The 12,277-nt window shown below is 46.2% G+C and carries 12 protein-coding genes; 6 read left to right on the top strand and 6 right to left on the bottom strand.

Annotated elements, in window-relative coordinates:
- The first annotated feature begins 153 nt into the window (after nucleotides 1–153).
- The 4 genes from ICL80_RS04320 (at nucleotide 154) to ICL80_RS04335 (ending at nucleotide 5,847) form a co-directional block, all read left to right on the top strand.
- On the top strand, nucleotides 154–924 hold the full coding sequence (locus ICL80_RS04320; protein WP_194214886.1) for a substrate-binding periplasmic protein: 771 nt from the start codon (nucleotides 154–156) through the stop codon (nucleotides 922–924).
- Nucleotides 925–1,455: 531 nt separating this feature from the next.
- Nucleotides 1,456–3,585: a toll/interleukin-1 receptor domain-containing protein gene (locus ICL80_RS04325; protein ID WP_194214887.1), complete on the top strand. Its 2,130-nt coding sequence runs from the start codon at nucleotides 1,456–1,458 to the stop codon at nucleotides 3,583–3,585.
- Between the two features lie 24 nt (nucleotides 3,586–3,609).
- Nucleotides 3,610–4,113: a hypothetical protein gene (locus tag ICL80_RS04330; protein WP_194214888.1), complete on the top strand. Its 504-nt coding sequence runs from the start codon at nucleotides 3,610–3,612 to the stop codon at nucleotides 4,111–4,113.
- Between the two features lie 18 nt (nucleotides 4,114–4,131).
- A complete protein-coding gene (locus ICL80_RS04335) occupies nucleotides 4,132–5,847 on the top strand; it encodes a tetratricopeptide repeat-containing protein (RefSeq protein ID WP_194214889.1) in 1,716 nt (571 codons plus the stop codon).
- A gap of 15 nt (nucleotides 5,848–5,862) precedes the next feature.
- On the opposite strand, the gene ICL80_RS04340 is transcribed toward ICL80_RS04335, so the two are convergent.
- Nucleotides 5,863–6,546 carry a Crp/Fnr family transcriptional regulator gene (locus ICL80_RS04340; RefSeq protein ID WP_194214890.1) on the bottom strand — a complete coding sequence of 228 codons (684 nt, stop codon included), beginning with the start codon at nucleotides 6,544–6,546 and terminating at the stop codon, nucleotides 5,863–5,865.
- An 83-nt stretch (nucleotides 6,547–6,629) separates the two neighbouring features.
- Complete coding sequence (locus tag ICL80_RS04345; protein WP_194214891.1) at nucleotides 6,630–6,863, bottom strand: SlyX family protein; 234 nt, start codon at nucleotides 6,861–6,863, stop codon at nucleotides 6,630–6,632.
- A 217-nt stretch (nucleotides 6,864–7,080) separates the two neighbouring features.
- Between ICL80_RS04345 and ICL80_RS04350 the strand changes: the two genes are divergently transcribed.
- On the top strand, nucleotides 7,081–8,112 hold the full coding sequence (locus ICL80_RS04350; protein WP_194214892.1) for a GGDEF domain-containing protein: 1,032 nt from the start codon (nucleotides 7,081–7,083) through the stop codon (nucleotides 8,110–8,112).
- Here the strand turns inward: ICL80_RS04350 and ICL80_RS04355 are convergent.
- The 4 genes from ICL80_RS04355 to ICL80_RS04370 all read right to left on the bottom strand — a co-directional run bounded on the left by ICL80_RS04355 (nucleotide 8,109) and on the right by ICL80_RS04370 (nucleotide 11,804).
- Entirely contained in the window at nucleotides 8,109–8,645 is a 537-nt protein-coding gene (locus ICL80_RS04355) for a PAS domain-containing protein (RefSeq protein WP_194214893.1), read from the bottom strand. The two genes, ICL80_RS04350 and ICL80_RS04355, sit on opposite strands and share 4 nt — an antisense overlap.
- Nucleotides 8,646–8,711: 66 nt before the next feature.
- Nucleotides 8,712–9,605: a hypothetical protein gene (locus tag ICL80_RS04360; RefSeq protein ID WP_194214894.1), complete on the bottom strand. Its 894-nt coding sequence runs from the start codon at nucleotides 9,603–9,605 to the stop codon at nucleotides 8,712–8,714.
- A gap of 128 nt (nucleotides 9,606–9,733) precedes the next feature.
- Nucleotides 9,734–11,050 (bottom strand): glycosyltransferase family 4 protein, encoded by a 1,317-nt coding sequence (locus ICL80_RS04365; protein ID WP_228073810.1) that lies wholly within the window; start codon nucleotides 11,048–11,050, stop codon nucleotides 9,734–9,736.
- A 157-nt stretch (nucleotides 11,051–11,207) separates the two neighbouring features.
- Nucleotides 11,208–11,804 (bottom strand): PAS domain-containing protein, encoded by a 597-nt coding sequence (locus tag ICL80_RS04370; protein WP_194214895.1) that lies wholly within the window; start codon nucleotides 11,802–11,804, stop codon nucleotides 11,208–11,210.
- A 259-nt stretch (nucleotides 11,805–12,063) separates the two neighbouring features.
- On the opposite strand from ICL80_RS04370, the gene ICL80_RS04375 reads away from it, so the two are divergent.
- Complete coding sequence (locus ICL80_RS04375) at nucleotides 12,064–12,267, top strand: (2Fe-2S)-binding protein (protein ID WP_194214896.1); 204 nt, start codon at nucleotides 12,064–12,066, stop codon at nucleotides 12,265–12,267.
- Nucleotides 12,268–12,277 lie beyond the last annotated feature (10 nt).

Here is a 12,277-nt window from a genome sequence, read left to right on the forward strand (position 1 = left end):
CCCTTTTTTTACTGCTTGTTAAGGAAGAAAAGCGTATTCTTTACCGTAGTTAACATACGAGGACTGCTTTTAGCATTGAGTTTATATAAACATATTACTCGTTTTTTCTTGATATCGGCTATCTGTGTCGAAGTTTTTACATGGCTGCAAAACTTGGGTAAGCGGTGGCTTTTATGTATTGGGTTGCTGGGGACTGCTCCAACAGCTTTAGGTGCAGAAGGTTATACCATATACCAGCCTGACAATCCGCCGTGGGGATCAACAGAGACTGGCGACGGATTTGTTGTCTCTATTGTCTTACATGCCTTTAAAGAAGCGGGCATTCCTTACAAGTCTGTTTTTGTGCCGTGGAAGCGCGCGCAGGCGCAGGTTGCAAACTCAAACAATGGCTTTATGGCCCCCCTTACCCGGATTGAAAGTAGGGAAGACAAATATATCTGGGTTGCCCCGGTCAATATTTCATTCTTGCAGTTGGTGACCAACAACACGGAATATGCTAGCGAAAAATGGCAAGATTTGCTTGAGGTCCCGGTAATTGGCCGGATGGAATCGCCTGCAGAATATGTGTTGCAGGACTTGGGCTTCAAGTATCTTACAATTGTCGAGGATGAAAGAACAGCAGCGCGGCTTGTGTTGGCGAACCGTGTATCGCTTTGGATGCAGCGCGGACTGCCCGGTAATTGGGCCTATTTTCAAGCAGGCGGAAAAATGCAGGATCTGCATGTAATTGAGCGCTGGGAAACACCCCTGCAGTATCTTGTTGCCTCCAAAAGTGTTCCTGAAATAACGATCAATAGGTTACGTGCAGTACTCGATAAAATGCGCATTTCTGGTGAGATTGATAAAATAAAGCAGGAATATTTCCCTTATGAGATTGACTGCGAACTGCGCTTTACCTGCAAAGAGGCACGCTCCGTTGAATAAGCGCTGAGCTTAAAGGCACTTACGCTGTTCAGCGTTTATCCAATGCTTATTTTTGTACAAAATCAAAAAAGTATGGGACCAGTCAGGTGTTTGCGGGATCGACTGGCCCCATGATTTAGCGCATTTAAGCGGGGTGCTTAAGGTGAGTTTGATGTTGCCCCAACCGATGTGAAGTCGGTTGCTGAATGGGCTATAACATCAGGGAGGTCATGCGCTAAACCTCTTTGTTGCCTTATTGTTGCAAGCGAGTATATGCCAGCCTCTTTAAAGCGAGTTCTTTAAAATAGTGTGCCAAAGACACAGTTAGTATAAGACCCCCAGGACTTAAAATTACATACGGATGCTTTAGCCTGATACCAGATAGTCACGGATTTAGGCTGCTGCTGTTTCAAGGCAAATACTATCTCCAAGCTTTGTCGTTTGAGCGTGACGCAAGTCACAAAAAAACAAAAAAACACCGAATAAAGGCTTGCGCTGACCTGGGCTTTTAGTTGACACTTTTGGCCTGATAGTAGGTCAAGGGGGTTGCCAGTGTCGGAAAATTTTACGTATTCGGCATTTTTAAGTTACAGCCACCGCGATAAAAAAGCGGGCGCATGGTTGCACCGACAACTAGAGCATTACCGCATACCTGCTGGCCTTGTTGGCAAAAGCACCAGTGTGGGTGTTATCCCCTCGCATATTGGCAGAATTTTTCGGGACAGGGATGAACTCCCCGCTACAGAAAGCCTGACGGCTGAAGTTCAGAAAGCTCTTGCGTCGTCGCGTTACATGATTGTTCTGTGTTCCCCTGCGGCGGCTGCATCGCGCTGGGTGAATAAAGAAGTAATGGAATTTAAAAGGTTGCGCGGCGAGCAATATGTCTTGCCGGTTATCCTGTCGGGCGAGCCTTTTGCAACCCGAGCCGGAAAGCCAGAACTGGAATGTTTTCCGCCGTCCGTACGCTATAAACTGGCGGCGAATGGGCGATTGTCGGCAGTTGAAAGCGAGCCGTCCGCCGCAGACCTTAGAAAAGCCGCAGACGGTAAGCGACGCGCTGTCCTCAAATTAATTGCTGGCATGGTTGGTGTGGGTCTTGACCAGCTTGTTGAACGGGATTTGCGTAGAAAGAACCGCCGCGTGATGTTTGTCACAGCGAGCAGCATGATAGCAATGGTAGCAATGTCGGCGCTGACGTATGAGGCCGTATCAGCGCGGCATGCTGCAGATAGGCATAGAGGTGAGGCAGAAAATTTGATCGAATTTATGCTGACAGATTTACGGCAAAAACTTGAGCCAGTTGGCAGGCTGGATGTGCTGGATGCTGTTGGCGATAAAGTGATCGATTATTATACCGCCCAGCAAACATTCAATGAAACCACGGACGATTCTATGGGCCGAAAGGCAAGAGCCTATCATTTGCTGGGTGAAATGCAGTTTCTGCGCGATCACCCAGAGCAGGCTTCTGACCTTTTTCAACAATCTGCCGCTGCAACTGCTGAGCTTTTGAGGCGGGACCCTGATAATACTCAGCGTATTTTTGAACATGCCCAGAGTGTGTTTTGGGTTGGAAACCAGGATATTCAGCGTGGTGATTTGCGCGCTGGCGAGATTGCATGGCAGGAATATAAACGCCTCGCCGATCTGTTGGTAACACTGGAGCCAGAGACAGTAGACTGGTGGATAGAGGCCGCATACGGCAATTTAAATATTGGTAATCTGTATCTGCGCCAACACCAAAACCCAAGGCAAGCTCTTCCTTATCTTGAAGCTGCCCTTAAAACCTTTCAGGCAGCTCTTGCTGTGCGTCCCGACAGTGGCCTTTTAAAGGCTGAGGTATCTAATAGCCATTCATGGATTGATCTTGCTTTGCGGCAAACCGGGCATGTGCAGGATGTTTTATACCATATGGGCATTGTGTACGACATGACCCAAAAGGCATTGGAGAAAGACCCTAAAAACCAATCCGCTAAAGAAAGGCTGATGGTATGGCATATGAAACGTGCCTGGGTGTATCAGGACACCCATAATTTGGCTGCCAGCATCGAACAGTCCCGGCAAAGCTTAGCGCTTGCAGAGGAATGGTTACGGCTTGAGCCGGAAGCAGCTGTTGCCATTCGCAGTAAAGCTTATGCCCTGTACCACCTTGCAGGCTTGGCGGTGGAATCTGATGACATAACAAGCGCCAGCGAACTTATCGCGCAGGCCTCGCAGTTTACAGAAACTATCTTCAAAGACCCGACCGCTTTGGAGCCATGGTGGCAAATTATGTATGCCTACAGCCTTGTAATTGATGCCAAACTTTCGGTTAGGAACGTTGGTGTTGCATTTGGGGCTAATCGTTTTCAGCATGTTGCCACAGAACTGCAAGCTTACAGGGATACATTAGCAGGCAGGCAAGAAGGCCGAATGGTTTTGGCAGATTTTTATAAATTTTATATCCAGCAATTGCTTTTAACAGGTGATGCAGGAGGAGCGCTGAAAGCTAAAGGGGAACTCTGGCGGATGGTTGAAAGTGAAAATTTAGATCAGATTCCTGTTTTATTAACAACATTATACGATATTGCCAAATTGGTAGGTGACGATGTAACCGCCAGCCAAATAGAGGCAGTTTTGTTAGAGCGAGGTTACGGTGTTCAGGCATTTGAGGCTGGCACCGCAGCAAAAACTATATCCGATTAACCCGTTATTTTGAGGAGAAGGCCCATGGCAGAAGCTACGACAATTATGTATGGTAGTATTGATGCAAAGGGTGCGCTAAAAGTTCAGGCTTATACAGAGCCGGGTGCGATGCTGGACAATGCTTCCATTGCCAGTCTTATTGCTAATCCGCCAACGCAACTTGAAGATCAGCCACAGCCGTTTTGGTGTTATATAGAAGGGCCGCACAGGTTGGTATATCACTTGTCTGCACCTAACTGGTTTTTCCCGACTTATCCTGAATTACAGCAAGGCAGGGTGCCATGGCGGCTTAAAACTCTTGATCCGGCTGGCAATTTTTCTCGGCCTGTTTTGATGCCGCAATCAGAAATTTATGGCGGTGATGACCTACGAATAAAAACCATTTATGTTGATGATGCCCACAAAGACGGGAGCAACATGCCTGTAGTGTTTAATTTATATGTCGACATATGGAATGATCCGGATGATGTGAACAGTTGGAAAACACCAATCGTGATCGACCCAGGTGGAAAAGAACAACCATTTTAAAACAAGGTTTACGTTTTTTTGGATCATTTTCAAACCCGTCAGCCATACAGTACTGTGCCCCTTACACCGCGTGAGGGGCATAAGTATGTTTTGTCGTTATTAAGGGCGGGTGCGTTTAATCAGGCCGAGAAAGAGTTTTTCACCCTAAAGCTTGACCAGATAAAAGATGATGAAGACATACTTGCACTTCAGGGGCGTATTTTAAAGGGAAAGGCACTTTTAAAACAGGGACCTGAAAAGAAAATCTTGGCGCTCCAGTCCGCTGAGAAATATTTTACGGCTTACACTCAAACTCAAGGCACTTATTCAGGTATCAATACGGCCGCAATGTATTTGGTTGCAGGTGAGGCTGCACGTGCTGCCTCGCTTGCGAAAGAGATTGTGAGCCTGCTTAGCAAGCGTTATCCGCAGCCGGGCGAAGATGCTTATTATCATATGGCGACGATCGCTGAAGCCAAACTTATTTTCGGAGATATAGAGGCCGCGGAAGCGATATTTTTAGACGCGATAAGCCTTGATCCTCATAATTATGAAGCACGCGCCAGTACATTGATCCAGTTTGTTATGATCTTGACGGCGATGGGCAAGGACAGCAGCTGGCTGGATAGTTACCGACCACCCAAAGCTGTGCATTATGCAGGGCATATTTTTGGTTCTGACACAGGTCTTTCAGCTCTGGATGCGACTAGTATACATGCCCTTGAGAAAACTGTGGATGATATGTTTCAGAAAGAAACGATTGGTTTTGCATATGGGGCTCTTGCTGCAGGATCAGATATCGTGCTGGCGGAAGCTGCTTTGCGCCACGGGATAGAACTGCATGTTGTATTACCTTGCCGGGACAAAGTATTTCTCGAAACATCGGTTTCGCCTTTTGGCAAAAACTGGGAGGCACGGTTTTATGGTTGCTTGAGGCAGGCCAAATCAATTCGGTATGTTTCTGAAGGGGTGGATAGGGCCGATGATCTCACATTATCCTTTGGTAGCGAGATTGCTATGGGGCATGCTGTTTTGAAGGCTCAGGCGCTAGCGACAGAAGCTGTGCAGCTTTTGATATGGAATGGGCAGGTTTTAAAGTCTGTTGCAGGGACTGCCCGCGATGCGGCTGTGTGGGCGGCGTCTGGGCGTAGGCAAGCTATAGTACCCTTTCCTTTTAAGCGCACGCCTACTGACTGTGCGCATCATTTGGAAAACAAACCTTACCGGTCTTTAAAGGCGATGATTTTTGCCGATGTCCGAGGTTTTGGTGCGCTGCCTGATGCGGAAGTGCCTTTGTTTTTGGAAAATGTTTTAAAACCGCTGGCAGACTGTGTGCAGGCGCAGGGCCAGAAGCTCCAATATCTTAATACTTGGGGTGACGGTATGTTTCTTGTGTTTGATACGGTTAAGGCCGCCGCAAAGGTAGCCCTTGCCTTACAGAAGTGTTTTCAGGAAATAGACCTTGATGCTGTTGGCCTACCAAACTTTTTAGCGCTGCGTGTTGCAGGTCATTATGGTCCTGTATACGAAATGCAGGACCCGTTTTTGCAAGAAAAAGGTGTGTTTGGTACCGAGGTTACCTTTGCCGCAAGGATCGAGCCGGTGACAGTGCCGGGGTCGATCTATGTTAGCGAGCCGTTTGCCTGTGCACTGGCGGTTAATACTCCCTCAGGGTATGCGTGCGAGTATAGCGGCGAATTTACCCCTAGGAAAGGGCTGCGTCCGTTGCCCTTGTTCAGCCTTCGCACCAGTTAGGGGTTTGGCTATCGGCTACCAGTCTTGCAGGTTGCGAATTTCTTCCGGCATTAAAACCACAAGCTTTTTCCCGGTTCTACTCACATAGCCGAGACGTGCCAATTCATTTACAGTTCTTGAAACTGTTTCGCGAGTGCTGCTTATGCGCTGGGCAAAACTTGTGAAAGAAGGTAACCGTTCAATGACCAGCAGCTTGCTGTGGGCATCTGTTTTGGCTAGCCTCAGCAGTTCGGCATAAACTCTGCCTTTAGCCGACAGCGACGATAGTTCAAACATCCTGCGGGTGGTTTGCTGAATACGCTCCACGAGCATTCTGGCAACACGAATGCCAATGCTGCCATGTTTTTGCATCAGGGATAAAAAGCTCTCTTCGGAAAAGGCAGCAACTTTCACGGGGCTTGTAGCTACAATATCAGCTGTTCGTATTTGTGAGCCAAGAACAGCCATTTCGCCAAAAAGCGCGCCGGGCCCAAATTCATCGAGCCATATTTCATCCCCGCCTTCAGAATATAACAGCGCTTTTGCTGTACCTGCGATAATACAGTATACTGTTTTGCTTTCTTCTTCCTGTGCGAGAATGGTTGCGCCGTTTACAAAGCTGACAGGCGTGCATGCTTTTTGAACATCCTGAAGTATATCTGGATCGTTTCCAAAAAATATGCTCAGGCTATCCTGCACTGTTTTTCCCGCAAATGGCACTGTGTAAACCCTAGCATCATTTTTACGCCTGCTAGGGTTTGATGCAATGATTATTTTATGCACAGATTAAGAGTGATGGCGCACTAGTAATGGGGCGGTGGCGGTTCGTGGTGGGAGCCTGTACCAGAAGAATCGGCAAGGTCATTTTCAAACGAAACCATTTGGTCTGTTAGTTTGCGTATTTGCTTTTCCAATTGTTCTATATGCTGCCACTGGCTGGTAACGGCGTCATTCAGCACATCAAGTGTTTCTTGCTGAAATGAGAATTTGCATTCCAGGTCTTCAAGCCGCGTAGCGATACTGGTTTTTTCATTCATTATGATTTCCTGTTGTATCTATTATGCGCTCTTAAGGGGCAAGGCTTTAATGTGTATCTTTTCTGTCACTAGAATGTAATGATTACGGCTGTATAGCCTGAAAGTAATTGCCTTGGAAAGGTGTTTTAGGCATTCAAAATTATAACGTTTTTAATACAGTAGTCTGTTGTAGGCTGAATTACTTTGCGAGCACTGTGTCAGGTATTCGAGGAATAAAATGAGTTTTAGTGATAAAAAAGATGATGCAAATGTTTGGGCCAAACAAGCATTTGATCTTATGGACAACCATGATATTCCGGCAGCACCCCCAAACTATGAAATCTGGTATAACTACGCTAGCGAGCGATACCCCGAGTTGCAAAGAACACTGGACCAGATGATCACGAAAAACCAGCGCTTTGAAGGTCATGTGAATAGTGAACTTTACAATAAGTTTATTGGTACATCAGCAGAAACAGCGCTCATCCAAAAAACCGGCACTCAGTTACAAGGGCAATTAGCAACGGTTTTACAGGCACTTGGTGTTAGTTCTGATCAGATCAATGGATGCAACACCTCGATCAGAGATAGTGTGTCTACTTACGAAAAAGATATGGGCCCTGGAAGCTTGCAATCATTTGTGCAGCAGGTTGTCATGCAGACAAAACTGATCCAGCAGTCGAATGAGAGTTTGCAGGATAAGCTTGAAAGATCGTCTGCGGAAATTAAGGCTTTGCAGGAAAGTCTCATTCAGATTGAGGCAGAGGTTTATTCGGATGGTCTTACAGGTATAGCGAACCGCAAGAAATTTGACGCCTTTCTTGTTACAGCAATTGCTGACGCGGAAGATACGGGCAAGCCACTATGTCTTGTGTTTGCAGATATAGATTTTTTTAAGCAGTTTAATGATACTTTTGGCCATCAGGTGGGGGATCAGGTACTGAAACTGGTTGCGGGCACCTTGCATGCGAATGTTAAGGGGCATGATCTTGCTGCCCGTTACGGCGGCGAAGAGTTTGCGCTTGTTTTGCCTGATACAACGCTGGAAGGCGCCTATAGGTTGGTGGAAAAAATCCGTGATGTTATTGCTACACGCACTATCAGAAACCGTCAGAAAAACATTGATTACGGGCAGGTTACCATCTCACTGGGAATCGCTTGTTATCGGGGGGGAGAAGATGTGGCAGATCTTATAGATAGGGCGGATAAAGCGTTATACACAGCCAAGGATCAAGGTAGAAACCGGGCAGTGACAGAAGATAGTTGTTAAGCTGTATTTTTTTTACGAGCTTTAAGGTCGCTGCAAAGTAGGACTTTTTCTATCGCTGTTCCGTCTATACTATAGAGCGGCAGGTAAATTGTCCATGCATCCATAAATTCGTGCTCGAGTGATATTCCTACGGTATGTGACAGTATAGGGGCCTGAGTTTCTATAACCTGTTCACACACGTGGCACAGTCTGTCGGCAGCTTCTTTATTGGCCATGGCGCTCACATATTGACCGGTTAGTTCGCCGTAATAAGAAGCAATTGTTGTTCCAATAAGCCTGATAAAGAAATGTAGGCCATCTGATTCTTGCAGCAGATCTATAAGGACTACCTTATCAAGATAGGGTGTGAAGTCTTTTGGGTTAATATCTTTGCGGCGAGGTTTGTGGCTTGGTAACGTTTCTCTTAGGGTGCACCAGTAGCGAAACATAAAGTCTACCATTTTGCTATGGCCGGATATTTTATCGCCGTATATCAGGACAAAGTCCGTGATAGTTATGTTCGCATTAACAAATGTTTTAGGTTGTTTTGGCAAGATTTTGTCTCGGTCAACTATATTATATTACAGCTTAACCGACTTCAGCACCATGCGGACATAATGCTAGGGCCTGCTCGGCGTGGCTGTTGGTGTCAGTGACTTTCGCAGTGGCACACTTGTTATAATAAAGACACAAAGGTTAAGAATTTGTGCAAGAGCACCAGATGCCAGAAACATTCCGGCAATAGCGGCCTCAGGGCCTTCAATATAATTGATCATGGCAATGCCAAGACCCATAAACAGCAGGTCTGTGTTTGGTAGAAAGGGGATTCGTGTTAAGACCATCTGTGCTGTTAGCAATAGCAACCATGTCTGGAATGGCACCATCGGCAGGACCACAGCCCATTGGCTTGCCTGCAAAAGCATAACGGCAAGGAGCCTGAGAAGGTGAACGGTAAAAACCTTTTTTGCTGTTGCTGGGTCAACACCCAGAATACGGTTTTGGAAAAAGATAACCAGCGGCACCAGAAGTATGCCAACTAGCACAACAATTTTAATATAAAAAACCAGTTCGGGGTCAGTGTTGGTAATTTTTTCAAGCTGGCCTGTTACAAAAAAACTTGCCAGCATTAAAAGGGTAAAGCTGTTTGAGGCAAGCGCAGATAAAATGTTGCTGTCTTTCACAGCAGATGCCGCTACCCGGCCTTTAAGGCCAAGATTTTTTTTACCCCACAGAGCGAGGAAAGCTTCGCCCATGTAACTAACCAGCGCCAGATTATAAACACGCATCCTCAGAAAAACGGCAAAATGCCGCTTCACACGTGGCCCCCATAATGTTTGGTAAACAAGCCATTCAGCAACAGGCTGGGCCGCATACATCATTAAAAACAGGATATAAAAAACGGGGCTATCAGGGAGTGATTTTTGAACATCCTGCCAACCAATGTGGGCTAGTTTTTGTATCAAAACATATATAACCGCCATAACAACAAGGCCCTGAACAAGCTTCATTGCCATGTGTGTTAACCGCGATTGCAACAATGTGTGAAGCCAGGGTATGTCTGGCACTTTTATCATTGGCTATAGTATCCCGTTACGGCGATTCAATGGCTCTTTATAGTCGTAGAGACTAGCTTCAAGTCAAGTTATTCAGCTGTATGGAGATCGCTCGCGTACCGCATCGTTAAAATGGGGTGGCCCTTGAGAGCTTCGCTTGCCAGCACATCACGGTATTGTTCTAAAAGGCCTGCGAGGATACTTTCCCAGCTAAACCCACGGCCTTTTTGCAAGCTGGCGGATGCCATTTCTGTTCTGAGGGCGGGATTGTTAATCAGTTCGGCAATGCGCAAGGCAAAGCCCGAAATGTCGCTCGGCTCAACTAGGTACCCATTTTTACCATGTTCAACCAGTGATCTACTGCCTGTTGCATCGGCACAGATACACGGCAGACCAGAGGCCATAGCCTCAAGAGTTACGTTTCCAAAGGTTTCCGTAATGCTTGCATTGAAAAAAATGTCAGATGAAGCGTATGCTGTAGCGAGTTCATCACCGCGCAGATAGCCGGTAAAAACAGCATTTGGCAAGCGCTCCGAAAATCTTTGCCGCTCAGGCCCATCACCCACAATAAGTGCTTTATGAGCAATGCCCATAGCCGTTAGCTTGTCGAGCGTGTCAGCAAAAACGCCCAAGCCTTTTTCAAGGACAACCCGGCCCACAAAAGCAATTAGAATGTCATGGTCTTCAATCCCGTGTGCACGACGCCAAGCCTGATTGCGCTTGCTGGGGTTGAAAGTGTCAAGCTCTACGCCTCTGCTCCAGATACGGATGTCTGGTGCCATGTCCTGTGCTTTAAGGACCTGCACCATGCAGGAGGAAGGAGCATAGATGTGCGTGCACTTGTGATAAAAGCGGCGCATAAAAGCGGTCACATATTTTTCTATCCACCCCAAGTGGTAATACCGGGGGTACGTATCAAACCGTGTATGGAATGAAGCTACGGCAGGCACGTTATTTTTTCTGGCCCATCTTAAGGCCGCACAACCCAGTATGTCGGGTGCGGCAAGATGTATTAGATCAGGGGCAAATTCTTCCAGCATACGGCGATGTTTGCGCGGCAGGCCAAGCGCCATGCGATACTCGCTGCGACCAGGGATAGGCACTGAAGGCACAGATATAAGTGTGCCATTGTGCTTAAAGGCAGGCTCTTTCGCGGTGGGTGCAAAAACCAGTACTTCGATGTTTTGTTTTTCCAAGAAGCCAACCAGCTTGTTCAGCGCTCGTACAGGGCCATCCATTACATAATTATAATTGCCCGAGAACAAAGCAATGCGTTTCGGCTGGAAAGGATAAGTTTCAAATGGCATTGTTGGTTCCATGGTTTGCGCAGCATTAAGGGTAGCAGCTCTCTCTGTGTCGCTGCCCTCCGCAGGGGTATCATGCAAATTTGAAACTTTGATGGACATAGTACCCCAAAATAAAGTGATGTTTCATGGCAGTCGCCTATGAATTGTATGAATCGCTCTTTAAGGTACTGATGTAAAAGAATGGCAAATCTATGTCAAAGCTGTCTTTAATAAAACTGCATTAGTTTTTTTGCGTTAGGTAGGTTCCTTGCATGCGCTACTGATTGCGGGGAACACCGTTTCCTAGGTCGATATATCCAATATGATTAACCGTGCGGTCTTTAAAGTTAAAACCTGCCTTAGAAAAAGGGTTAAAATATTGGTGGTCGCTAAAGTGATAACCAATGAGGTAATAACAACAGTCCCCTTCTGGGTCAGCGAGGGGTAACACTAAAATATCCATTTCAATATAGCCACCTGTGGACGTTTTAAAGTTCTCACTAATATGAAAGCCGCAAGCATGATCGCTAATATTATGATAAACGGCGTTAATGCGCTCTTTTTGACCGTCTTTAATGATGTTTAGCAAGTTTTGCCCGCTAATAACATGACCCATAAGCTCGTCAATGCGTGTGCCGGATATGCGCACCATAATCTGGTCAGGGCCGGTTCGCTCAGCCAGTACTATATCAGGGAGTGCGCCCTTTAAGCCTTTCATAGATAAAGACTTTTTTTTCGGAATCGCTTGTGCTGCCTCAGTGTGCAGATGTTGCCATTGCTGCCACACAATTTGTAAAATGCCACGCGGATTGAAATCGATTGCAGAAATGCTTTGATGCGGGTGGCCAACCTGAATACTTGCCTGAATACTCAAGACGATAGTTCCTATTCTGAATTTTAAGGCTTGATACTTGCCATCTCTGTCATCAGAAATGGAGTGTCAAATTAATGATCAATTTAATAGTCTGTTCTGTTGATAAGCTTTATGCCTGACTTGTCTGGGACGCTATTTAAACCTAATTCGTTAATAATTCCTGACCAAAACGTCAAGAAATGGTAAATTTTGAAGTTTTTTGGTGTTGACGTGATATTTTTATGTGATAATAATACTAAGAACTAATCGCAACAACTATATGGTTTCGCCGATGTATGTATGCTTGTGTAATGGTTATACAGATAGCCAGATAAAAAAAGTGGTCCATGAAGGCGGCGTTTCGACTGCGGAAGAAGCTTATATGGCGCTTGGGAGTGGTTTTTGCTGCGGTGCGTGTAAAGACTGCGCAAACGAAATTGTCGGTGCTGAATTACCTAAACGGACGTTAATGGCTGCCGAATAAGGTTATGCAG

This window comes from Kordiimonas pumila, from assembly GCF_015240255.1.
In the GTDB taxonomy this organism is placed as follows: domain Bacteria; phylum Pseudomonadota; class Alphaproteobacteria; order Sphingomonadales; family Kordiimonadaceae; genus Kordiimonas; species Kordiimonas pumila.